The organism is Pseudomonas sp. D3-27 (assembly GCF_051132165.1).
GTDB lineage: Bacteria > Pseudomonadota > Gammaproteobacteria > Pseudomonadales > Pseudomonadaceae > Aquipseudomonas.
Map to the genome: position 1 here is coordinate 51,047 of NZ_CP071667.1, position 22,301 is coordinate 73,347.

At 54.1% G+C, this 22,301-nt stretch carries 21 protein-coding genes; 11 read left to right on the top strand and 10 right to left on the bottom strand.

The features are described from left to right. Positions 1–194: 194 nt before the first annotated feature. Together J3P92_RS00250 and J3P92_RS00255 are read left to right on the top strand one after the other, a co-directional pair. Positions 195–1,229, top strand: a complete 1,035-nt coding sequence (locus J3P92_RS00250; RefSeq protein WP_434651204.1) for a transposase — start codon at positions 195–197, stop codon at positions 1,227–1,229. Positions 1,230–1,416: 187 nt separating this feature from the next. Continuing rightward, complete coding sequence (locus J3P92_RS00255) at positions 1,417–1,749, top strand: DUF2790 domain-containing protein (protein ID WP_434651206.1); 333 nt, start codon at positions 1,417–1,419, stop codon at positions 1,747–1,749. Positions 1,750–2,053: 304 nt separating this feature from the next. On the opposite strand, the gene J3P92_RS00260 is transcribed toward J3P92_RS00255, so the two are convergent. From J3P92_RS00260 to J3P92_RS00285, 6 genes are all read right to left on the bottom strand, one after another. Continuing rightward, the gene (locus J3P92_RS00260; RefSeq protein ID WP_434649530.1) at positions 2,054–2,521 is read right to left on the bottom strand and encodes a DUF411 domain-containing protein; all 468 of its coding nucleotides are present in this window, start codon (positions 2,519–2,521) and stop codon (positions 2,054–2,056) included. Continuing rightward, on the bottom strand, positions 2,511–3,314 hold the full coding sequence (locus J3P92_RS00265) for a c-type cytochrome (RefSeq protein WP_434649531.1): 804 nt from the start codon (positions 3,312–3,314) through the stop codon (positions 2,511–2,513). Before J3P92_RS00265 ends, J3P92_RS00260 begins: the two co-directional genes overlap by 11 nt. A gap of 9 nt (positions 3,315–3,323) precedes the next feature. Beyond that, positions 3,324–4,298, bottom strand: a complete 975-nt coding sequence (locus tag J3P92_RS00270; RefSeq protein ID WP_178075383.1) for a copper resistance protein B — start codon at positions 4,296–4,298, stop codon at positions 3,324–3,326. Next, entirely contained in the window at positions 4,270–4,518 is a 249-nt protein-coding gene (locus tag J3P92_RS00275; RefSeq protein WP_434649534.1) for a hypothetical protein, read from the bottom strand. The genes J3P92_RS00270 and J3P92_RS00275 overlap by 29 nt, the downstream gene beginning before the upstream one ends. A 12-nt stretch (positions 4,519–4,530) precedes the next feature. After that, the gene (locus J3P92_RS00280) at positions 4,531–6,516 is read right to left on the bottom strand and encodes a copper resistance system multicopper oxidase (protein ID WP_206403303.1); all 1,986 of its coding nucleotides are present in this window, start codon (positions 6,514–6,516) and stop codon (positions 4,531–4,533) included. A gap of 177 nt (positions 6,517–6,693) precedes the next feature. After that, the gene (locus J3P92_RS00285; RefSeq protein ID WP_019816895.1) at positions 6,694–6,900 is read right to left on the bottom strand and encodes a co-regulatory protein PtrA N-terminal domain-containing protein; all 207 of its coding nucleotides are present in this window, start codon (positions 6,898–6,900) and stop codon (positions 6,694–6,696) included. 324 nt (positions 6,901–7,224) lie between these two features. Between J3P92_RS00285 and flgB the strand changes: the two genes are divergently transcribed. Continuing rightward, complete coding sequence (gene flgB / locus J3P92_RS00290; RefSeq protein WP_099586122.1) at positions 7,225–7,638, top strand: flagellar basal body rod protein FlgB; 414 nt, start codon at positions 7,225–7,227, stop codon at positions 7,636–7,638. A 110-nt stretch (positions 7,639–7,748) separates the two neighbouring features. On the opposite strand, the gene J3P92_RS00295 is transcribed toward flgB, so the two are convergent. The 4 genes from J3P92_RS00295 to J3P92_RS00310 form a co-directional block, all read right to left on the bottom strand. Further along, positions 7,749–7,949, bottom strand: coding sequence for a heavy-metal-associated domain-containing protein (locus J3P92_RS00295; protein WP_099586121.1), 201 nt, complete (start codon positions 7,947–7,949; stop codon positions 7,749–7,751). 111 nt (positions 7,950–8,060) lie between these two features. Beyond that, positions 8,061–10,418, bottom strand: a complete 2,358-nt coding sequence (locus tag J3P92_RS00300) for a heavy metal translocating P-type ATPase (protein WP_434649538.1) — start codon at positions 10,416–10,418, stop codon at positions 8,061–8,063. A gap of 181 nt (positions 10,419–10,599) precedes the next feature. Then, the gene (locus J3P92_RS00305) at positions 10,600–11,133 is read right to left on the bottom strand and encodes a cupredoxin domain-containing protein (RefSeq protein WP_099586119.1); all 534 of its coding nucleotides are present in this window, start codon (positions 11,131–11,133) and stop codon (positions 10,600–10,602) included. Between the two features lie 157 nt (positions 11,134–11,290). Then, on the bottom strand, positions 11,291–11,644 hold the full coding sequence (locus J3P92_RS00310) for a co-regulatory protein PtrA N-terminal domain-containing protein (protein ID WP_099586118.1): 354 nt from the start codon (positions 11,642–11,644) through the stop codon (positions 11,291–11,293). A gap of 204 nt (positions 11,645–11,848) precedes the next feature. Here J3P92_RS00310 and J3P92_RS00315 point away from each other — a divergent pair, with 204 nt between their 5' ends. The 8 genes from J3P92_RS00315 (at position 11,849) to J3P92_RS00350 (ending at position 22,002) form a co-directional block, all read left to right on the top strand. Continuing rightward, the gene (locus J3P92_RS00315; RefSeq protein WP_019816984.1) at positions 11,849–12,535 is read left to right on the top strand and encodes a heavy metal response regulator transcription factor; all 687 of its coding nucleotides are present in this window, start codon (positions 11,849–11,851) and stop codon (positions 12,533–12,535) included. Further along, positions 12,535–13,923: a heavy metal sensor histidine kinase gene (locus J3P92_RS00320; protein WP_434649542.1), complete on the top strand. Its 1,389-nt coding sequence runs from the start codon at positions 12,535–12,537 to the stop codon at positions 13,921–13,923. Before J3P92_RS00315 ends, J3P92_RS00320 begins: the two co-directional genes overlap by 1 nt. 360 nt (positions 13,924–14,283) lie before the next feature. Further along, a complete protein-coding gene (gene copC, locus J3P92_RS00325; protein ID WP_024014909.1) occupies positions 14,284–14,667 on the top strand; it encodes a copper homeostasis periplasmic binding protein CopC in 384 nt (127 codons plus the stop codon). 3 nt (positions 14,668–14,670) lie between these two features. Further along, positions 14,671–15,609, top strand: coding sequence for a copper homeostasis membrane protein CopD (gene copD, locus J3P92_RS00330; RefSeq protein ID WP_434649545.1), 939 nt, complete (start codon positions 14,671–14,673; stop codon positions 15,607–15,609). A gap of 73 nt (positions 15,610–15,682) precedes the next feature. Then, positions 15,683–16,024, top strand: a complete 342-nt coding sequence (locus tag J3P92_RS00335; RefSeq protein WP_434649547.1) for a hypothetical protein — start codon at positions 15,683–15,685, stop codon at positions 16,022–16,024. A 100-nt stretch (positions 16,025–16,124) separates the two neighbouring features. Beyond that, the gene (locus tag J3P92_RS00340) at positions 16,125–17,381 is read left to right on the top strand and encodes a TolC family protein (protein WP_434649549.1); all 1,257 of its coding nucleotides are present in this window, start codon (positions 16,125–16,127) and stop codon (positions 17,379–17,381) included. After that, positions 17,378–18,862, top strand: coding sequence for an efflux RND transporter periplasmic adaptor subunit (locus tag J3P92_RS00345; protein WP_434649552.1), 1,485 nt, complete (start codon positions 17,378–17,380; stop codon positions 18,860–18,862). The genes J3P92_RS00340 and J3P92_RS00345 overlap by 4 nt, the downstream gene beginning before the upstream one ends. Continuing rightward, positions 18,859–22,002, top strand: a complete 3,144-nt coding sequence (locus J3P92_RS00350) for an efflux RND transporter permease subunit (protein ID WP_434649554.1) — start codon at positions 18,859–18,861, stop codon at positions 22,000–22,002. The genes J3P92_RS00345 and J3P92_RS00350 overlap by 4 nt, the downstream gene beginning before the upstream one ends. The last annotated feature ends 299 nt before the right edge of the window (positions 22,003–22,301 follow it).

The window sequence follows — 22,301 nt, forward strand, 5'->3', positions numbered from 1 at the left end:
CTGCCTACTGGCATCGGTCTCACCAGATACCCGGTGTTGCCGTCTGTTGGCGTCATGGCGACGCATTGATTCATGCCTGCCCCGAGTGCTCTCGCCCGTTCTACCGAAAATTGAAGCTACTTCCCAATCTGACTGAGCCATGTGCATGCGGCTGGAGCCCCTTAAACAGCGCAGCGACTCACAAGGGCTCAAAAATGGAACAGAAAGTCGCCCTGTTCGCGCACGATATCCTGCAACGCAATATCCCTCCGATAGGCAGTACGGTATTAAGTTCGTGCTACGTCCGCCAATGCAAGAAACGCGGATTCATTTTCGGAAAAAATGCAGGTATCGCAAAACTATTCGACAGCATCCAAAGCGCTTACGGCGATGAGCTTTTGGCGCAGATTGATCCAGCCTACAATACCGGAAAGCATGAGCAATGGATCCGGCTCAAATCAGACAAAGGTCAGCTAAATATGCCGCTCGCGCGGCATTTGATCATTGCTCTTCATTTGTTTTCCAGCGCAGATGGCTTTGAAGAGGCTCTGAAGAATGAGTCTATCCTGCTGAGTGCCGCTGTTTCACCGCGAGCGCCCAAAGTCGAAGAATCGCGTCTTAGCCAAAAAACTAGATATCGCCAAAAAATCGAGTTGCTTTTAGCGCTACGTACCGATGCCGATATCGAGTACCTCTGGAAGAAGGCGTACAAACCTACGCAATGGATTCTAGAAAATGATAACGCATGGTTAATGGCAAAACTCCATGCACCTAAAAAAGTTACAGTTAAGGTCGAAAAGTCCGTCGACTCAAGAGACGACGCCTATGCAGCCCTTATCGAAGCGGGCGTAGATGAGCTGTATAAAGTTACGAAAGATCCGAAGAGAGTGAACATTCGGAATTTGCAATCGCTGCTCCCAGGTTCGTTACCTCATGAGCTGGATCTACGCATGCAGAGGTTCCCTCTTACGTATCAACAGATCAAGATTCATCAGGAGTCAGTATGGCATTTCCGTCTAAGAACTTTGGTGTGGACTGTCTCTGAACTCATCAGGATGAAGCTCCCCGTGAATTACTCGACGGTAAGATTGACCTCAGCGGTATCAAGCAAGGTTTTCCTGGTTTTTTCCAGTTTCTTCGAGTGGGATCTGGAAAGTCTGGCAAGAACCGGGGTCGACGCGGAGGCCCTGCTCAGGTCTACCGGCGTATCGAGGAGTTGGGAGGGACCGCCGGTTCAAATAAGCTTTTGAGGGCATCTTTGTTCCGTCAGCGTCTGCCAGCCTTTGGTGTTAACAAAAATCCCATCTGGCTTGAAAGCGTAAATGCGGGGTAGCGTCCACCTTTCACATTAGTAACCTTCGCGGCAGCTTTCTGAAAGCTTTCACTTGTTACTCTTTAACTCAGTAAATTGAGCTTTAGGAGAAAATCATGAAAGCAATGACAGCAGTGAAAGCGTTTTGCGCCGCTTCGATTTTGACCTTATCTTCATTAGCCATGGCTGAAGGAGGCGGTGACCGCGTGTATGGTCGAATGATGCAAGAGAACCAACAAGCAATGGAACAATATGCCTCAAGGAATGGCAAGACTCCTCCTGAAGTTGTTCATTATGAATATGGTATGAACCTCGACATCCAGAAGGTCGTCAGTGTCACGCAAGCCAATAAAACCTGTGGGGTTGCTCCTTCACGCATGACCTATGAAGACTCTACGGGCAAGCTTAACACCGTGGAATATAAGGTCATGGCCGACAACTGCACCCATGGAAGCTAGACAATGAAAATTATTTAAGAACTGCATAATTTTCCTTTGTCCGAAACTAGCTTACTGCTCGCTGACCTACAAGTAATTTTCAGGAAAGGCTGAAGTTATCCGTTTTATGAAATCATATCCGTCAGCTGGAGTGTTTCTAACGTACAGTAAACAATTGCTCGACCACCTGATACATCCCGCCTCCTTGTTTTTCCTTTGGTTTGGGAGGCGGTTTAGGCGCCCTCGTGGCGCCTTTTTTACGTCGAAATGAGCTATGTCCTCTGCATGGCCATGACCCTCACCATGCAGGAGCAAGATTAGAAGATCAGTTTTCGGGGTATGCAGCAACGACGTGGTCTGTGCCTGCCTTTGACAAGCCGATTACCTTATACGCGTCATGTTTCCCGTCCACTTCCATTCCTGGGGAGCCGGCCGGCATGCCTGGAACGGCAATCCCGAGCAGGTCATCACGTTTGCTCATCGCAATGATTTGCTCGGCGGGCACGTGACCTTCAACAAACTTTCCGTTGATGGTTGCTGTGTGACAGGACGAGAGCTCAGGAGAAATCCCGAGAATGCGCTTGATCGCGCTCATGTTGGTTTCCACGTGATCAACGACGGTAAAGCCGCTCGCTTCAAGGTGCTGGATCCATTTCTTGCAGCACCCGCAATTAGCGTCGCGATGTACATCGATCGTCAATGGCTCTGCTGCGTGACTGGCTGAACTGATGAACAGAGCGACGAGAGCAGCGAGACGAAGTGCCCGTCTGCGACGAAGAGAGTTATTTCGCATGGGTATGTTCCTTCCCATCAGTATGTGTATGTGCTTTGGGCTGTACGGTTGGAGTCGGGGCCGCATCATCTGAAGCTTCCCCACCCTTATGATCGGCGTGGTCAGCAGGCTCATTTGCAGACGGCGCTGCGGAGGGGCCATGGGCATGTGCCGTGTTTTTCTCGTCATCATGAGCGCGGACTTCCGCCCTTTGGTTGGCAGCACCTGCGCCACTTTGCCCCTGGGTCGTTCCATGCTGACCCTCATGGTTATGCATCACGCTTTCGCCACCACCGTGTTGATGGCCACCGCTACTCGTGATCAGAGCTTTATATTGCTCTGCATCCAGTGACGGGAGTTGCTGGAGAAATGCGACCATCCCCCATATGTAGGGATCGGCCATGCTTTTGCCCCACGCGGGCATGCCGGTGGATTTAATGCCGTGCTTGATGATCCAAAAAGCTGCGGCTGGGTGCCCATCGACGCCCAGTTTCGAAAGGTTCGGAGGTGCGGGGTAAAGGCTGTTACTCAGTTCGGTGCCTGTAAGGCCCGGAGCCAAATGGCAACCGACACACATCGAGTTGTAGTTGCCAGCACCTTCACGGATGAGGGCTTTTTGGCTCAGGTCGGGGACCTGAATGTCGCGCGAGCGCACTTCGATCGAGCGATCCCGAGCAATAGAAAGTAGTGCGTAGACGGGGGCAGAGTGGGGATCATCTGCCCCGACATTGATCACGCCGAAATACACCACGCCGGCAGCCGCTGCTACGGTGGCCAGACCAGCAGCTATCAGCGCCTTCAGTGTAATCTTCATGCCCGGTTCTCAGAACCACATCCGGATACCGGCGACAAAGCGTGCCTCGCTGGCATCTTCACCTTCCTCACGTGCAAAGTCTGCCGTATTGCCATAAGAACGGCTCCAACTCACCCCGATATAAGGGGCAAATTGGCGGACAATCTCATAACGCAATCGGAGCCCCACTTCGGTGTTGGCTAGTCCGGACCCGATGCCGCGCTGAGGGTCATTCTTCCCATAAAAATTGACCTCGGCCGTCGGCTGCAAGATCAATCGATTCGTCAGCAGAATGTCGTAATCGCCTTCCAGCCGAGCAGCCGATTGACCGTTCTCACCGATGTAGGCAGTCGCTTCGGCCTCGAAGTTATAGAGGGCCATGCCCTGAATGCCAAGTGCGGCCCAGGTTTGAGGGGACCCTGGTTTGAAATCCTGTCGTACACCGGTGACGACGTCCCACCACGGTCCGATGGAGTGCCCCCAGAGCGCGGATAATTCAGCGCTTTCCGTCACGCCATTGGTACGTTCGCCTTCCGAGCGCAACCACAGCCGATCAATGTCACCGCCGATCCATCCTTTCGCATCCCAGGCCAACGCACTACCGTTGTCAGCATCCTGGTATTCAAACTTATCCAGCAGCATGAAAGAGTTGATTGTTTTGTCGTGGACACCATGACCAGCGACATCTGGAAAGGCGGCTGCACGGTCAGCATCGGTAAGTACGGGGACAGGGGTTCGACTGGTTGTCGGCGTCCCTTCATCCATACTTTCCATGCCGGTCATTTGACCGTCGTCCATTTTCATCTTGCTGTGGTCCATAGCCCCCATGTTGCTATGGTCCATCGCTCCCATGGAGCCATGGTTCATCTTGGAGTGATCCATCTCTTCAGCGGCGTGAGCCACGGCAAAGAAGACAGGACTCGTAGAAACTGCCAATACCATCAACGTTGGGCGTAAAAAATTCCTGGTCATGATCTCAATCCGCCTTCTTGTTTTCTTGGTCATGATCCATCGACTCATGGCGCATCTTGGTATGAGGCATCGTCGCGTGATTCGGCGTTGCCTCGTTTGACGTGGTCGCAGTCTTGTTCGGCGCATCCGCAGAAGTAGCAGGTAAATGATCACCACGTTCTTCGACTGCCAATGCTACGCAGGAGAATCCACCCATCAGGCCAAAGGCAAAGAGGCAACCGACCAGCGATTTACGATTTAGGTGTGTGCTCACAGATCGTCTCCTTTACTCATCAACCCGTACTTCACGGAACATGCCCATTTCCATATGGAAAAGCAGGTGGCAGTGATAGGCCCAGCGACCTAAAGCATCGGCGGTGACTCGATAGCTGCGCTTGGTACCCGGTGGCATGTCGATTGTGTGCTTACGTACCATGAACTTGCCGTTTTCATCTTCAAGGTCGCTCCACATTCCATGAAGGTGGATGGGGTGCGTCATCATGGTGTCGTTTACCAAGGTGATGCGAAGACGCTCCCCGTACTTGAGACGAAGGGGTTCAGCATCAGAAAATTTGATGCCGTTGAAGGACCAGGAAAACTTTTCCATGTGACCGGTCAGATGCAGCTCAATGGTGCGATTGGGCTCTCGGCCATCAGGGTCTTGAAAAGTGCTCTTGAGATCTGAGTAAGTGAGCACTCGTCGACCGTTGTTCCGCAACCCGATACCTGGATCGTTCAGTTTTGGCGTTGGGTTCATGGCCTGCATGTCAACCAACGGGTTGTTGGTTTCGGACGCTGGGTGAGACTGCATCTCGCCTCCCATACCGCCCATCCCTGCCATCTGGCTGTGATCCATGCCGGCCATGCCGGCCATGTTGGACATGTCGCCTTTGTCCATCCCCGCCATCTTGCTGTGGTCCATGCCGGCCATGTTGGACATGTCACCTTTGTCCATACCTGCCATCTTGCTATGGTCCATGCCGGCCATGTTGGTCATGTCACCGCTGCCCATGCCGGTCATCCCGGTCATGTCACCTTGGTCCATTCCCTGCATCTTGCTGTGATCCATGCCAGCCATACCTGACATGTCACCCTGTTTCATATCGCCGCCGCCCATGCCAGCCATGCTGCCATGGTCCATGCCAGCCATACCGCCCATGCCCATGTCATCCATGGTCAACAGCGGACGCGGATCGATCGCCGGTACCGGTGCTTTCAGTCCTTCACGAACTGCCAAGGTCCCCCGCGCATAGCCGGTTCTATCCATAGACTGGGCAAAGATTGTGTAAGCCTCCTCGGTGACAGGCTCAACAATCACATCATAGGTTTCTGCCACGGCGATTCGGAATTCATCGACACTGACTGGTTGGACATATTGGCCGTCGGCCGCCACCACGGTCATTTTCAAACCCGGAATGCGAACATCGAAATAGCTCATCGCTGAGCCATTGATAAAGCGCAGGCGTAGCTTCTCGCCAGGCTTAAAAATACCGGTCCAGTTGCCGTTCGGCGCTTGGCCATTCATGAGGTAGGTGTAGGTATCCCCGCTGACGTCTGCCAGATCAGTTGGGTTCATTTTCATTTCGGCCCACATTTTCCGGTCGGCGACGGCAGCAGACCAACCTTGCTTGCTGACGTCGTCGATGAAGTCGCCCACGGTACGTTTGTGGTGGTTGTAGTAGTCCGATTGTTTCTTGAGTTTGGCCATGACGCGACCAGGATCCTCATCGGTCCAGTCAGTCAGCATAACCACATAGTCGCGATTGTATTGAAACGGCTCAGGCTCTTTCGAATCGATGACTATTGGCCCGTAAACACCTGCCTGCTCTTGCAACCCAGAATGGCTGTGGTACCAGTACGTGCCGTTTTGATGGACCTTGAACTTGTATTCGTACATGCCGTCGGGCGCGATGCCGTGGAAGCTCAAACCCGGTACGCCATCCATGTTGGCAGGCAAAATAATGCCGTGCCAGTGGATGGAGGTGTCTTGGTCCAGACGGTTCTTCACGCGCAGAGTGACCGTCTCCCCTTCGCGCCATCGCAGCAAAGGCCCCGGTAACGAGCCATTGATGGTCATGGCTGTGCGCGGCGAGCCAGTGATGTTTACCGGCGTTTCACCAATAAACAGATCGAATTCGTTGCCGGTGAGGACGCTCGGCAGGCCTGGACTGGTCACTGCCCATACAGGAGTGCGCCACAGACCAAGGCCGCCAAGGATGCCGCCGGCGGCCAGGCCTTTAACGAATGTCCGTCTAGAGGGTTTGGAATGCATGCCGTTTATTTCCGATCAGTCAAAAGGGAGCCGTTCAAATCAACCCGTGAGTAGGCAAGATGAGCTTCGCTTGCCGAAAAAAAGACGAATTTTTCATTGCAAGCGAGCTCAGAAATTGCCACATCTAAACCACCTTCGTGATTACATTTCTGTCAGCTTGGCCGCGTGCCCAATCGTTCAGCAGTTTTTATGATCCATCGCTTTGGCTTTGCTTTCAGCGACAGGCGGTTGAGCGCTCTGCGTTTGAGCTACTTGGTACGATTCCATCGAATTCGTCCTGGCCACTTCCATACGTGCGAAAGTCCGGTCACCGCCGCCTTCAGCCATGGCCAGAGTGGAAACAGTCAGCGCTGCGACGACGAACAAGGTTTTGATGGTGTTCATATGGGCTATCTCAGGTGTGTGAAAATATCCCCTCTGAATCACATCATGGATTGGACTCTTTGGGGGTGAGCAATAGGCTCAGTTGGACTATAAGAGACATCCCCTGTCAGGAAGCTTAGGCCAAGATTACAGTTGTGTCAGTTTGGGATATTTTTCTTGATCGAATATGAGATTGAAGTGTAATCATTGCTTGGTTTTCGTTAGCTCTTACGGAGGCGATGCTTTTAGGTCTCTGCATTAAAATTAATAGAAGACTTGTATGCGCTGCTGCAAGCTGAGTGTCGATGAGCAAAAAGATAGTAATACCACCGAGGGTAATTAATTGTGAGTATTAATTTTGAGAAAGCATTAGGCTTCGCAGAAAGAGCGTTAGTTTATCGCGGCCAAAGAGCTGAGATCTTGAGTAACAATATCGCCAACGCTGACACTCCGAACTTCAAAGCCCAGGACTTGGATTTTTCTGCTGTGCTCGCCAGCCAAACAAAAGAACCTGCTACCACTGCGTTTTCTTTGAAAACAACAAACGCAAAGCATTTTCTTAAGAAAGAATCGGCAGTGGCTGTGTACGGGCGCGACTTGCTTTACAGCACACCGGCTCAACCTGCCTTGGACCAAAATACTGTCGATCAGCAGGTCGAGGTCGCAAAATACACGGAAAACGCGATACGTTTCGATGCCGCTTTTACTCGGTTAAATGGAGCATTCAAGGGTTTGCTCAAAGCTCTGCGCGGTGACTAGCAGCGTAGGCGCATGCGAGCCAACTTTGGCCGATACAGCGGCTCAGGTACTTTCGGATTCAAAGGTATTCACCTCCAGACGACGCTCTACTCAGGAACAGGAGTCTCCGTTCAACGGCTGATCTTGGAAGGAAAACCAACCGCCTCCACAGCTTTACGAAGCTGTTCCGCGTTTTCGCTACTTTCAACACTCACCTTCCCGGTTGATCGATCGACGGAGACCGTAGCGTTGTTGTCCAGTGCCTGGATCGCTCTGGTGATTTTGCCGACGCAGCTGCCGCAACCAATGCCTGATACATCTAAGACGACCATGTTAATTACCCTCGTGCTGAGCGGTGTCTTTTCCCCGCAACGACAGCATCGACGTTGACACCATGGCAAGGTCAACGATTATCTGATCAAGTTCGTGAGCGTCATCGACGCTCAGTCAATTCGACTATTCCTCAACCTCAATGCATTGAATACTACAGATGCAGAACTGACGCTCATGGCTATAGCAGCGATCATTGGCGACAGGAGGTGCCCCGTCAATGGATAGAGCAAACCAGCGGCAAGAGGTATACCCATTGAGTTGTAGAGAAAAGCGAAGCCCAAATTCTGGCGCATGTTTTTAACTGTGGCGACTGAAAGAGCTCGTGCTCGTAAGATCCCCATCAGGTCACCTTTTACCAGCGTGAGTTGCGCGCTATTCATCGCCACGTCAGTCCCCGTTCCCATGGCTATCCCGACATTTGCTCGCGCTAGGGCCGGAGCATCGTTGATCCCGTCACCCGCCATGGCCACTTTTCGCCCGTGTTGCTGTAGATCTGCCACCAGGCGCTCCTTGTCATGGGGTTTGACTTCACCGTGGACCTCTTCAATCCCCATTTCCCTGGCGACAGCCCGAGCGGTAGTAAGCCCGTCCCCAGTAGCCATGATGATTTTCACGTTGTGAGCCTTAAGCTTGGTGACGGCCTCTTTTGAGGTTGGCTTGATCGGATCTGATACGGCCAACAGTCCTGCCAATGCGCCGTCGACTGCGAGGTAGATAATACTAATGCCGTCAAGTCGCAACACCTCAGCGCGCTCTTGTAGGGAGTTGGTGCTCACGCCTGCGGCTTCCATCAACGCTGTGTTCCCCAGCTGGAGCTTTTTGCCATCGACAACGCCACTGACCCCGATACCCGAATCAGACTCAAAGGATTCGGGCTTGGTGAGCTTGATGTTCTCGGCTCGGGCGTGATCGACGATCGCATGTGCTAAAGGATGCTCGCTACCTTGATCAAGGCTGGCAGCCAAGTGAAGGACGTCGTCGGGATTGAAGGTGGGAGTGGCTTCCACGCTGTGAAACACGGGCCGTCCCTCTGTCAGGGTGCCTGTCTTGTCAACAATCAGCGTGTCGATTCTGCAAAGGCTTTCAATTGCACTGGCATCTCTGAACAAAACACCCATGCTGGCTGCCTTACCTGTCGACACCATGATCGACATAGGCGTAGCAAGTCCCAACGCACAGGGACAAGCGATGATCAGCACGGCGACAGCGTTGATTAGACCAAACACCCAACTGGGCTCAGGACCGAAAAGCCCCCAACCGATAAATGTCATTATCGCAATCGTGATAACACCCATCACGAAGTAGCCGGCAATCGAGTCGGCCATTCGTTGCATCGGCGCCTTGGAACGCTGAGCTCTCGCGACCATCTGTACGATCTGAGACAACATGGTTTCGGCACCGACCTTCTGCGCCTCCATTACCAGGCTTCCATGCGTATTAAGCGTGGCGCCGATCAGGCTATCTCCAGCTTTCTTCATTACCGGGACTGGCTCGCCAGTGAGCATCGACTCATCCACCGCACTTTCACCCTCAAGTACCGAACCATCAACTGGCACCTTTTCACCTGGTCTCACCCGTAAGTGGTCTCCCAGGTGCACATGGGTGAGAGGAATGTCTTCCTCCTGGCCACTGGCATTGATCCGACGTGCAGTTTTGGGCGAAAGGCCGAGAAGAGACTTAATGGCGGCGGAAGTTTGTGATCGGGCTTTGAGCTCAAGGATCTGGCCAAGCAACGTGAGCGAGATGATGACCGCTGCCGCTTCGAAGTAAACGCCGATACGTCCATCTTGTATGAAATTGGCGGGAAAACTTTCGGGGAAGAGCGTTGCTATGACGCTGTACAGATAAGCTGCGGCGGTGCCCAACCCAATCAGAGTCCACATGTTGGGACTGCGATTTTTAACCGAGGCCAGTCCCCTTACAAAAAAAGGCCATCCTGCCCACAAGGTCACGGGTGTCGCCAGAGCGAACTCAATCCAGTTTTGAGTCGAACCATGAAGAAGTTGTAACGAGTGACCCGCCATCGCGAGCACGGTTACGACCACGGTTAAGGGCAGCGACCACCAGAAGCGGCGATTGAAATCCCGGAGTTCAGGATTTTCTTCTTCATCAAGCGCCGGCATGACAGGCTCTAGTGCCATGCCACATTTAGGACAGTTACCGGGTCCGGTCTGCCGTATTTCAGGATGCATCGGGCACGTAAATTCAGCGCCCGTTTGTACCGCAGACTCGGGCGTTGTGCTGCCTGACTCGTCGCGCACCACGTGGCCACTGTAGCGCTCAGGGTCCGCTCGAAACTTCTCCTGGCATTTCAGGCTACAGAACCGATACGTCTGTCCCTGGTAAGTCTCAGCAAATTTACTCGACGAAGTGACTGCCATTCCACACACCGGGTCATGTAGATCAGCATCATCCCGGGAAGCAGCATGGGTGTGATTATGGTCGTGATGGCCAGATGTGGTAGGCATGTCTATTCCCCTTGTAAGGTGCTACTAGAAATGAGCATATTCAGTACAACGGTGATTTGCGGCGCCACAGTGGTGCGGTGATGTTTGCGCCCGGACCCAGGCTGAGTAAGCGTTGCTATGTTCCTTGCGACATAGCGTAGCCAACTCTTGCGTTGGGCCGGCAGAAACAGCCGACTCCGGTTTATTTCAGATCAAACTCGCCGACCATTCCCGATTGGTAATGCCCCGGCACGTTGCACGCAAACTGAAGCCCTGCACTGTCGTTGAAGGTCCAGATCAGCTCTTGGGTTGCGCCAGGCTCAATCAGGACACTGTTAGGGTCGTCATGCTCCATTGCCACCATCTTCATTCCGCCCATGCCGTGGCTCATGCCGCTCATCTTCCCGGTACCGGTAGGGCTCAGTGTTCCGTTCTCGAACATACTTGCCATTTCTTTCTGGTGTGCTACATGAGCAGCGGCTTTGCCGATGTTGAACTCATGCAGCAGCGAACCCTCGTTGTGTAGGACAAAGCGGACTGTTTCACCAGGTTTTACGTCGATGCTTTTAGGCTTGAAAAAAATGTCGCCCATCTCGACCTCTACCGTGCGGGTAACGTCAGAGGCCACACCAGGCTGGCCTATGTCGTCTTGTTCATGCCCTGCATTGGCCATAGCCGTGGCAGCGAAAAACAGGGTCATAGCTGCGATGAACGGGGTAGCGAGCGTAGTTTTCATGGTGACCTCAGGAATACGTGGGGAACATTGGCTATGCTAATGATGCTCAGCTGCCAGCTAACTGACTTGGGCATTACTTCTTTGTCAGTTTTATAAATAGATACGGCGTCCAATTGACGCCGCAACAAGATGCTGACAAGTACTTATCCAGGGGCGTTTATTGATGGTTTCCTGAAAGCATCAATTTGTGCTCGCGCTGCATCTGGCGCAAAACGTCATCGACGATTTTGTCGTGCTTCTCCATCCAGGCTAGATGCTGCTGCGGTGACATTGAGGCATCTGGGTGATCGTTGTGGAGTTGGCTCATGATGTCTCCAAGCATCTTCATGTGCTCTGCCATGTGGATGTGACGCTCTCCTTCAGGGGCTTGTTCAGCTTTCATCAACGTGGCTTCGGCCTTTTCGCGCAAACCTTCCATACGCTCAATCACACGATCTCCACCGCTTTCAGCCCACACAGAAGCCGAGACGAGTATCGAGCTTACAAAAAACAGCATTTTCAGGCGGTTCATAGGGTTAGCTCCTCATGAGGGAATCCGACTTCCATACGATTCATCGCTCAGAGGTCGGTCGAGCACCAATGAAGTGCTCATGTCTGAACCCTAGCCAGCACTCGCTGACATCTACCTGAAGCCAAGATTACTTTTCTGTCAGTTGCTGGTTGGCTGCCAGTTTTCGTTGCAGACTTCGCTTAACCATTATCTGAGAACGACCTCATGAGACTTCTTGTCGCTGAAGACGAACCAAAAATAGGTATCTATTTGCAGCAAGGGCTCAACGAGGCCGGGTTCAATGTCGACCGGTTCACGAATGGAAAAGAGGCGCTTCAGCACGCTTTGAGCGAAGCCTATGATCTGCTGATTCTCGACGTCATGATGCCGGGTTTGGATGGCTGGGAAGTCCTGCAGAAGGTTCGCGCTTCCGGGAAAGACGTCCCGGTGCTTTTTCTCACTGCCAGAGACCGCGTTGAAGACCGAGTGAAGGGACTTGAACTCGGTGCGGATGACTATCTGATCAAACCCTTCGCGTTTTCTGAATTGCTTGCTCGAGTCAGAACGTTGCTGCGTCGAGGTAGCAGCGCACCTTCGCAAACCTTTATGAAACTGGCTGACCTTGAAGTGGACCTGCTCAAGCGACGAGCCATCCGAGGAGGCAAACGCATAGACCTTACGGCCAAAGAGTTCGCGTTGCTTGAGCTTCTGCTGCGTCGTCGAGGGGAGGTGCTGCCAAAATCACTTATCGCCTCCCAGGTTTGGGATATGAACTTCGACAGCGATACCAATGTTATCGAGGTTGCAGTGAGACGGCTCAGGGCCAAGATAGACGACGATTTTGAGGTCAAGTTGATTCATACCTCAAGGGGAATGGGTTACATGCTCGATGCACCAGATTCGGAGTCGTGATGAACCGGATGTCCCTGACGACTCGTATGAGCCTGATGTTTATGCTCGCGGTAACGGCCGTGCTCACGGTCGCCGGACTCAGTTTCAATAACCTCAGCCGGCATCATTTCAAGATGCTGGATCAGCAGGCGTTGTACGAAAAACTCCATTCGACCCAGCGGATCTTGTCCGGGCTGAGCAACATCGATCAATTCAGCGAGGCTAAACCGGAGTTAGAAGCGCTGCTGGGCGCACACCGTGATTTGACTGCACTTATCATCGATGGCGACGGCAAGGTGCTGTTTGCGGATCCCGGCCCGGTCGACGTTCCGAAGGCCTTTCGCACAACCACAAACACAACCGTCTGGGAATGGCGGGAGCAAGAGCAGATGTTCCGTGGTGTGACTGCGCAATCCGTAGTGACGGGACAAGAAAAGCCATTAACTGTCATGTTGATTTTTGACGTGACGCAGCATATGTCCTTTTTCGAGACGCTCGAACGATGGTTTTGGATAGGGTTGGTGATCAGCGCATTGGTCAGTGCTGCACTCGGCTGGATGGTCGCTAGCAGTGGCATGCGGCCTATCCGCCAGGTCACACGGGTTGCTGCCTCCATGTCAGCAAAATCACTCAAGGAGCGTATTCCCCTGGCACCCGTTCCGAAAGAGCTTCAACAGATGGTGTTGTCGTTCAACGCCATGTTATCCAGGCTCGACGATGCGTTTGTCCGGTTATCCAACTTTTCGGCAGACATTGCCCACGAACTACGGACCCCCGTGAGCAACTTGATGACCCACACTGAAGTGGTGCTTTCAAGAAAAAGAAACATCGAGGACTACGAAGACAATTTGTACTCCAATCTTGATGACTTGAAGCGCATGAGCCGGATGATTGATGACATGCTTTTTCTGGCGAAGTCAGACAACGGTCTAATTACCCACGAGAACAAGCCAATAGACCTGGTGGCGGTCGTGGAAAAATTGCTTGAGTACTATCGCCTCTTGGCGGATGAACGCGGGATCGAGCTCAAGGTTTCAGGACGGGGGAGCGTGCGAGGTGATGTCCTTATGCTAGACCGGGCTATTTCAAATCTGCTCTCAAATGCGCTGCGCTATACCTATGAAGGGACGTCAATCAGTGTCGATATTCAGCACAAGGACGCGTCGGTAACGGTTGTCGTGGAAAACCATGGTCAGCCCATTGCCCCCGAACACCTTGAAAAGCTGTTTGATCGTTTTTATCGCGTGGACCCAGCGCGGCGAGAAGGAAGTCCAAGCAACGCAGGGCTAGGTCTGTCGATTACCCGATCAATTGTCGAGGCGCACAATGGCAAGATCTGGTGTACGTCAGGCGACGGAAAAACGGCTTTTCATCTTGAATTTCCGGCCGTCGATTCCACGGTTAGCTGAGCGACAAAACATTTGGGACCAACGGCGTCTTGGCGTTCTGCGTTTGCTACGCCTCTGCGAATTTGCGGAGCGAATTAACTCCCCGGTCCTGCGGTACGCTGTCTCTTTTCCAGCCCTTGCTACGCTCAACGATTAGATGCCAAAACTCGGATCAAGCTGACTGAAATGTAATCGAACAGTTTGTGATCGTGTGGCATCGTGTTCTCGCACTGTGACGTTAGGGCTAGCGAGTTTCTCCTGTTCAACTTGGCGAAGAGGACGGGGGCTCCGAGTTAATCAACAGTGGTTTTTTAACGAAATTAAAAACTAGTTCCTCCCAAAAAACCTCGAATCAACAGCGCTTGCTGTGAGGAGTCTTGCATGTCATTCCTTAAAACTACGTCCGTGGCGGTTGCAATCACTGCTGGTTTGCTTCTGAGTGCAGTGGCCCAGGCACATCCAAAACTACTTTCTTCCACTCCGGCAGAAGGCTCGGATGCGGCGGCTCCGTCGAAAATCGAACTGCATTTTTCTGAGAATCTCACCACTCAATTCTCCGGTGCAAAGCTGATCATGACCGACATGCCAGGCATGCCTAACTCACCCATGGGTGTAAAGGCCGCCGTCGCTGCTGGTGGTGATCCGAAAACGATGGTGATTACGCCGGCTGCCCCGCTGACCACCGGTACCTACAAAGTTGAATGGCGTGCAGTGTCTTCGGACACCCACCCGATCACCGGCAACTTTTCATTCAAAGTGAAATGATCCATGAGCGACTCATTAAATATCGTGGTTCGCTTTGCTCTCTATTTTGACCTGATGTTGTTATTTGGATTGGCCATATTTGGCTTGTACAGCCTCAGGGGAAAAGAGAGGGTATCGGGCACGGTCTTGAACTTTGAGTCGCTTCTTTACGGTACCTCTGTTGCAGGTGTAGCTCTGTCCCTTGCTGCGATGTTGTTGCTTGCAAAAGCAATGAGCGGTGTATCGGAGCTTATGGAGCTACATCATCACATTTTTGAAATGGTCATCATGGGCACCGATGTTGGGTTGACCTGGATGGTTCGGATAGCCGCCTTGGTGGGGGCAATTCTGGGCGTCGCGTTGAATAAACGATTTCCGACACCCAGCCTCTGGATCGTCACCGTCTGTGGAGCAATCGCGTTGGCCACGCTAGCCTGGACAGGGCATGGTGCCATGGACGAAGGCAGCCGCCGCTACTGGCATTTTCTCAGCGATATTTTCCATTTATTAGCGGCAGGTGGCTGGTTGGGTGCTCTAGCGGCCTTCGCCCTACTGCTGCGGTTGAAATCACTGAAGGGTGAAGAGGAAGCACGAATTCTTGCCCGCGTGCTGACTGGCTTTGAGTCGGCCGGCGGTGTGATCGTTGCGATCATAAGCGTAACGGGAGTCGTTAATTACCTTTTCATCGTCGGTCCCAACCTTGATGAGGTCATGCTGAGTACCTATGGTCAGTTGCTGTTTTTGAAGATCCTGCTCTTTGCTGGAATGATCGTTTTAGCCACGCTGAACCGCTTTCACTTAAGCCCGCTATTGGAGCGCTCAGTTCGCAATGGTCAATACTCTGTAGCGGTCAATGCCTTGCGCCGCAGCATGAAATTCGAATTCCTGATGGCAATCCTCATCATCTGTCTTGTCGCATGGTTAGGCACGCTAAGTCCTGAAATGGAAATGAGCGCGCAATAGAGGTTACTGGCAGCTAACCAAGAAGCCTAGAACGTGATTGTTAGCACCATTTCTACTGGCTACACTTCAGCCCATGACACGCTATCTACGGCTTTGCCTGATTTTCCTGATTAGCCTGGCGCTTCCCTTCAGCGGGATGGCGGGTGTTCAGGCGCCGACAGAGCCGTGCCCGATGCAAACCATGGGCATGGCGATGATGGACGGCATGGGCCAAGACTGCTGCCATGACATGAAAAGCCCAACCGAGCACGGTAAACCCTGTAAGCCGGGCCAGGAGTGCAAGACTGGCGGCATGCTGCAAGTCTCCATCATCAAGCCTCCGGTGACCCTGTCGAGCCCCCTCGAAGCGTCCATCTCCATAGATTCCCATCCTGTCCAAACTCCATCAGGGGTATGGCGACCTCCCCGCATTTGATTCCTGTACCACACTGAGCCTCATTCCGCGTCATGCGGGATGGCATATCTGCGCGCATGTCTCATGAGGCGCGCGGTGGATCATCACAGGAATCGTGACCATGAAATCCAAGTGCTATTGCACAGGGTGGCCCCTCGTGACCATATTGGCGGCAAGCGTACTGGCCTTGCCGAGTCTCGCTGCTGCATTGACACTCGATGAAGCTTTGCAGCTGGCTGAAAACAATGCGCCGTCGCTGACTGCACAAGATGCAAAAATTCGTGCTGCCAATAGTGCAGCCATCCCAGCCGGGGAACTACCCGATCCCAAGTTGCTGGTAGGTATACAGAACTATCCCATTGGGGGGCCGGATCGCTGGAGCATCGATCAGGACTTCATGACCATGCAAATGGTCGGCGTGAGTCAGGAAATGCCGAACAGCGCCAAACGAAAAGCCCGGATCGAGGTTGCTGATGCAGCCATTGACCGCGCTGCCGCCGAGCGTCAGGTCGAACGTCTGAAGGTTCGTCAGGCCACGGCGCTGGCCTGGATCAGCAGCTATTCCGTTGAGCGTAAAGACGCGCTGTTCCAGGACTTCTATAGGGAAAACCGCCTGCTGGCCGATACTGTCCGCGCCCAAATTGCCGGTGGCCGCGCTCAACCTGCTGATGCCGTCACGCCCAGACAAGAGGCGGCACAATTGGAAGAGCGGCAAGACGATCTCATTCGTCAAAGAGCGCAAGCCCGAGCGGCCCTGAAGCGCTGGATTGGACCAGCCGCGAACGATAAACCTCTGGGCAGCTTGCCTGAATGGCCTGTAGAAGCCTCTGGTTACTCTCATAAGGTTCAACATCACCCAGAATTGGCTGCGTTTGCACCAATGACCCGCGAAGCGCAGGCCAGGGTCCGCGAGGCCGAAGCGGAAAAGCGGTCTGATTGGAGCTGGGAAGTCGATTACCAGCATCGCGGCCGAGAGTTCGGCGACATGGTCAGCGTGCAATTTTCATGGGATCTACCGCTGTTTCCAGATTCACGACAAAACCCCAAAATTGCAGCCAAGCACGCGGAACTCAACCAGCTTGAGGCTGAGCGTGAAGTCCTTTCACGCGAGCACACCCAGCAACTAGAAGATCAGGTGGCCGACTATGAGCGCCTGAATCGCGCCGTCCATCGATCCCAGAGCAGTCTGCTCCCTTTGGCTAAAGAAAAGGTCGAGCTCACTATGGCTAGCTATCGCGCCGGCAGGGGCGATTTGAACTCCGTCGTGGCCGCTCGGCGCGAGCTTATCGAAGCCCGTCTTAGGCAGATTGATGTTGAAGAGCAGCGTGCTCTCACCAGCGCTCGCCTGTATTTCGCCTATGGGGAGTCCGCTCAATGATTTCTGGGACATGGAAAGGGTTTTTTGTTGTCAGCATCTCAATTGCTTTGGGCGTTGCCGGCGGTTACTGGTTGGCCCAGCCGAGGGTGAGCGCAGTGCCGGACGCAGCATCGGAGCAGAAGCCGGAGTCCTCAGTCGATCGCAAGGTTCTGTATTGGTACGACCCCATGTACCCACAACAGAAATTCGATAAGCCGGGTAAGTCGCCCTTCATGGACATGGAGATGGTCCCTCAGTACGCGGATAGCAAGGGGGACAGCGCCACTGTTCGCATTGATCCAAGCCTGACCCAGAATCTTGGCGTGCGACTGGCTACTGTCAGTCGAGGTGTGTTTGGTTCGAGTCTGGATGTTGTGGGTGTATTGACCTTCAACGAGCGCGACGTTGCCGTCATCCAGGCCCGTACGGCGGGTTTCGTCGAGCGTGTGTATGCCCATGCTCCTGGCGATGTGATCAAAGCCAACGCCGCCTTGGCGGATATTCTTGTCCCGGAGTGGTCTGCGGCTCAGGAGGAGTTTCTCGCACTCAAGCGTAGCGGCGATGCGGGCTTGCTGGCAGCGGCTCGCCAGCGTTTGCGGCTCACCGGGATGCCGGCGGCATCGATTGCTCAAGTAGAGCGCAGTGGCAAAGTCCACCCAAACCTGACCCTCACCAGCCCCATCAGTGGGGTGTTGCAAGAACTCGATGTGCGCGAAGGTATGACAGTGGCTGCCGGCGAAACACTGGCACGCGTGAATGGTTTGAATAACGTCTGGCTGGCTCTGGCGGTCCCGGAGACTGAATCCGGGTCGATCCAGCTGGGACAAGTGGCTGAGGCGCGTTTGCCCGCGTTCCCAGGCGTCGTGCTCAATGGCGTGGTAAGCGCGATTCTTCCAGAAACCAATCCCGATAGTCGCACCCTTCGCGTGCGCGTCGAATTGCCTAACTCGGAAGGCCGTCTCAGGCCGGGTATGACCGCACGCGTGAGCCTTAATCGCGCGATGGAGCAAAGTGTGCTGTGGGTGCCGAGCGAGGCAGTCATTCGCACCGGTCGACGTGCCTTGGTGATGCTCGCTGAAGACGCCGGTCGCTATCGTCCCGTGGAGGTGCAACTTGGGCAGGAAAACGATGGCAAGACGGCGATATTGAAAGGGTTGGAAGAGGGCCAGAAAGTGGTTAGCTCTGGCCAGTTCCTGCTCGACTCAGAGGCCAGTCTTAAGGGCATCGTTGCCAAATCAGAGGAACCTTCACCCACCAGCGCAGCCGCCGCCGGTTTGCATGAAGCGGATGGGCAAATCGTTGAGATCAACGATAAAGAAGTCACTCTCGCTCACGGCCCTTTCAAGACGTTGGGCATGCCTGGCATGACGATGACGTTCCCGCTCGCCACTCCCGCTCTGATGCAGGGCCTTAAAACGGGCGACAAGGTCCGGATAGGTGTGAATCAGACCGACGACGGATTGCGTGTTGAGCGTCTGGACAAATCAGGGGGCCAGCCATGATTGCTGCCCTTATTCGCTGGTCAGTAACCAACCGATTCCTTGTGCTACTGGCGACGCTGTTTATAACGGCCTGGGGCCTTTGGTCGGTGCAGAGCACGCCCATTGATGCGCTACCAGACTTGTCCGATGTGCAGGTGATCATCCGCACCCCTTATCCGGGACAAGCACCCCAGATTGTCGAGAACCAGGTCACCTATCCGTTGGCCACCACCATGCTCTCAGTGCCAGGTGCCAAGACGGTGCGTGGTTATTCGTTCTTCGGTGACAGCTTTGTCTATGTGCTGTTCGAAGACGGCACTGACTTGTATTGGGCTCGCTCGCGGGTGTTGGAGTACTTGAGCCAAGTACAAAGCCGCTTGCCGGCCAGCGCCAAGCCAGCGTTGGGGCCAGATGCGACAGGCGTAGGATGGATCTTCCAGTACGCGCTGGTGGATCGCACTGGCGGGCATGATCTGGCGCAGCTACGCGCACTTCAGGACTGGTTCCTCAAGTTTGAACTCAAGACCCTGCCCAATGTGGCGGAAGTGGCCACTGTGGGCGGCATGGTCAAGCAGTACCAGGTACAGCTAGATCCGCTCAAATTGGCCAGCCTTCGTATTACGCAGGCCGAGGTGAGCGAAGCGATCAGCAAGGCCAATCAGGAAACGGGTGGCGCGGTGCTGGAGATGGCAGAGACCGAGTTCATCGTGCGTGCATCCGGCTACCTGAAGACGCTCAATGATTTTCGGGCGATCCCACTCAAGCTGGGATCGGGCGGTGTGCCGGTGAACTTGGGTGATGTCGCCACGATCCAGTTGGGGCCGGAGATGCGCCGTGGCATCACCGAACTCGACGGCGAAGGCGAGACGGTTGGCGGCGTGGTGATTTTGCGCAGCGGTAAGAATGCTCGCGAGACCATTGCGGCGGTCAAAACCAAACTCGACGAACTGAAAAGCAGCCTGCCGGCCGGGGTGGAAATCGTCACCACCTACGACCGCAGCAAGCTGATCGACCGTGCTGTGGAAAATCTCAGCCACAAGCTCATCGAAGAGTTCATCGTTGTCGCATTGGTTTGCGGGATCTTTCTTTGGCACCTGCGCTCGTCCCTGGTGGCGATCATTTCCCTGCCGGTCGGTGTGCTGATGGCCTTTATTGTCATGCGCTACCAAGGGATTAACGCGAACATCATGTCCTTGGGCGGGATAGCCATCGCCATCGGCGCCATGGTCGATGCTGCTGTGGTAATGATCGAAAACGCACACAAGAAGATTGAGGCCTGGCACGTAGCCAATCCTGGTGAGGAACTGAAGGGTGAGCGTCATTGGCATGTAATGACCGAAGCAGCGACTGAAGTTGGACCAGCTCTATTCTTCTGTTTGTTGATCATCACCCTTTCGTTCATTCCGGTGTTCACCCTGCAAGCGCAAGAGGGGCGGTTGTTCGGCCCGCTGGCTTTCACCAAGACCTACGCCATGGCCGCAGCAGCAGGCTTGTCAGTGACCTTGGTGCCGGTGTTGATGGGCTATTGGATTCGAGGACGGATTCCTAGTGAAAAAAATAACCCGCTGAACCGCTGGCTCATCCGGATCTACCAGCCGGCTCTGGATGCAGTGCTTCGGCGACCGAGGGTCACGCTGCTGGTGGCGGCATTGGTGTTTTTTAGTGCGCTATGGCCAATGTCGCGCTTGGGTGGCGAGTTTCTTCCGCCTTTAAATGAAGGCGACCTGCTCTATATGCCTTCAGCGCTGCCCGGATTGTCCGCGCAGAAAGCGGCGCAGCTGCTCCAACAGACTGACCGCCTGATCAAAACCGTGCCGGAGGTCGAACATGTCTTCGGTAAAGCGGGACGTGCCGAAACTGCCACCGACCCGGCGCCGCTGGAGATGTTCGAAACCACTATCCAGTTCAAGCCGCAGGAGCAATGGCGCCCGGGCATGACTCAGGAAAAACTGGTGGAGGAGCTGGACCGAGCGGTGCGGGTTCCTGGGTTGACCAATATCTGGATACCACCGATTCGCAACCGAATCGACATGCTGGCTACGGGGATCAAAAGTCCCATTGGCGTAAAGATTGCCGGTACCAACCTGACGGAGATCGATTCCGCGACACAGGCGGTCGAGCGAGTGGCCAAGGGCGTACCCGGTGTCAGTTCGGCTCTGGCCGAGCGATTGACCGGTGGACGTTACATCGACGTGGATATCGACCGAAAAGCCGCCGCCCTATACGGACTGAATATCGCCGATGTGCAGTCAATCGTGGCCGGCGCTATCGGCGGTGAAAATGTCGGCGAGACCATTGAAGGGCTTGCACGCTTCCCTATCAACGTCCGTTACCCTCGGGAGTGGCGGGATTCGCTTGGCGCTTTGGAGCAGTTGCCAATTTACACCCCGCTAGGCAGCCAGATCACCCTTGGCACAGTGGCGAAGATCAAGGTCAACGACGGGCCGCCGATGCTCAGAAGTGAAAACGCACGGCCTTCAGGCTGGGTGTACATCGACGTGCGCGGCCGGGACATTGCCTCCGTTGTCGCCGATTTGCGCCGGCTCGTCAGCGAGCAGGTCAAGTTGCAGCCCGGCATGAGCCTGAGCTACTCAGGTCAGTTCGAATTTCTTGAGAGGGCCAACGCACGACTAAAACTGGTGGTCCCTGCCACGCTGCTGATCATCTTCGTGCTGCTTTACCTGACATTTGCCCGGTTTGACGAGGCCCTGCTGATTATGGCCACGCTGCCATTTGCCCTCACGGGCGGTGCATGGTTTCTTTATCTTTTGGGATTCAACCTGTCGGTTGCCACCGGGGTGGGCTTTATCGCCTTGGCCGGCGTTTCTGCCGAATTTGGCGTGATCATGCTGCTCTACCTGAAAAATGCCTGGGCCGAGCGTCAAGACGTCGGTGACAACACAGAACGCGGGTTAATGGCTGCGATTCGTGAAGGCGCTGTGCAGCGCGTTCGACCCAAGGCCATGACCGTGGCGGTGATTATCGCTGGTTTGTTACCTATACTTCTGGGAAGCGGTACCGGCAGCGAGGTGATGAGCCGCATTGCCGCCCCGATGATTGGCGGTATGGTCACGGCGCCCTTGCTGTCGCTGTTTGTCATTCCGGCGGCCTATCAGCTCATGCGCCGTCGAAACCTATCCGCTGAGCTTGGCAGGGACTGACGCGTAGAGAATGTACAAAAGGGGGGCTGCTTTTGCGGCTTCGTTTGAGCTGCACAGCTCGTTCTCATCAGTCCTGTTCGCGATATGTATTGAAATTAGCGAGTTTATGTCTTTTGCATAAACTCGCTAATTTCGATACATACGCTGTGGTCAGTGCCATTACCCACCAGCACTTGCCTGAAAACGAACGCTGCCACCACTGCGTTTCGATGAGCCAAGAATTCATTCTGGCTCACAGCCGACTCAACATTCGTCACCCACAGATCTCTCTTGAAATTGAGGCAAATGACCTTAATATG

Bases quoted from the DNA above. Each gene is read 5' to 3' on its own strand.
- J3P92_RS00250 (WP_434651204.1), top strand. From the start codon at position 195: ATGGAACAGAAAGTCGCCCTGTTCGCGCACGATATCCTGCAACGCAAT.
- J3P92_RS00255 (WP_434651206.1), top strand. From the start codon at position 1,417: ATGACAGCAGTGAAAGCGTTTTGCGCCGCTTCGATTTTGACCTTATCT.
- J3P92_RS00260 (WP_434649530.1), bottom strand. From the start codon at position 2,521: ATGCGAAATAACTCTCTTCGTCGCAGACGGGCACTTCGTCTCGCTGCT.
- J3P92_RS00265 (WP_434649531.1), bottom strand. From the start codon at position 3,314: ATGAAGATTACACTGAAGGCGCTGATAGCTGCTGGTCTGGCCACCGTA.
- J3P92_RS00270 (WP_178075383.1), bottom strand. From the start codon at position 4,298: ATGACCAAGAAAACAAGAAGGCGGATTGAGATCATGACCAGGAATTTT.
- J3P92_RS00280 (WP_206403303.1), bottom strand. From the start codon at position 6,516: ATGCATTCCAAACCCTCTAGACGGACATTCGTTAAAGGCCTGGCCGCC.
- J3P92_RS00285 (WP_019816895.1), bottom strand. From the start codon at position 6,900: ATGAACACCATCAAAACCTTGTTCGTCGTCGCAGCGCTGACTGTTTCC.
- J3P92_RS00295 (WP_099586121.1), bottom strand. From the start codon at position 7,949: ATGGTCGTCTTAGATGTATCAGGCATTGGTTGCGGCAGCTGCGTCGGC.
- J3P92_RS00300 (WP_434649538.1), bottom strand. From the start codon at position 10,418: ATGCCTACCACATCTGGCCATCACGACCATAATCACACCCATGCTGCT.
- J3P92_RS00305 (WP_099586119.1), bottom strand. From the start codon at position 11,133: ATGAAAACTACGCTCGCTACCCCGTTCATCGCAGCTATGACCCTGTTT.
- J3P92_RS00310 (WP_099586118.1), bottom strand. From the start codon at position 11,644: ATGAACCGCCTGAAAATGCTGTTTTTTGTAAGCTCGATACTCGTCTCG.
- J3P92_RS00315 (WP_019816984.1), top strand. From the start codon at position 11,849: ATGAGACTTCTTGTCGCTGAAGACGAACCAAAAATAGGTATCTATTTG.
- J3P92_RS00320 (WP_434649542.1), top strand. From the start codon at position 12,535: ATGAACCGGATGTCCCTGACGACTCGTATGAGCCTGATGTTTATGCTC.
- copC (WP_024014909.1), top strand. From the start codon at position 14,284: ATGTCATTCCTTAAAACTACGTCCGTGGCGGTTGCAATCACTGCTGGT.
- copD (WP_434649545.1), top strand. From the start codon at position 14,671: ATGAGCGACTCATTAAATATCGTGGTTCGCTTTGCTCTCTATTTTGAC.
- J3P92_RS00335 (WP_434649547.1), top strand. From the start codon at position 15,683: ATGACACGCTATCTACGGCTTTGCCTGATTTTCCTGATTAGCCTGGCG.
- J3P92_RS00340 (WP_434649549.1), top strand. From the start codon at position 16,125: ATGAAATCCAAGTGCTATTGCACAGGGTGGCCCCTCGTGACCATATTG.
- J3P92_RS00345 (WP_434649552.1), top strand. From the start codon at position 17,378: ATGATTTCTGGGACATGGAAAGGGTTTTTTGTTGTCAGCATCTCAATT.
- J3P92_RS00350 (WP_434649554.1), top strand. From the start codon at position 18,859: ATGATTGCTGCCCTTATTCGCTGGTCAGTAACCAACCGATTCCTTGTG.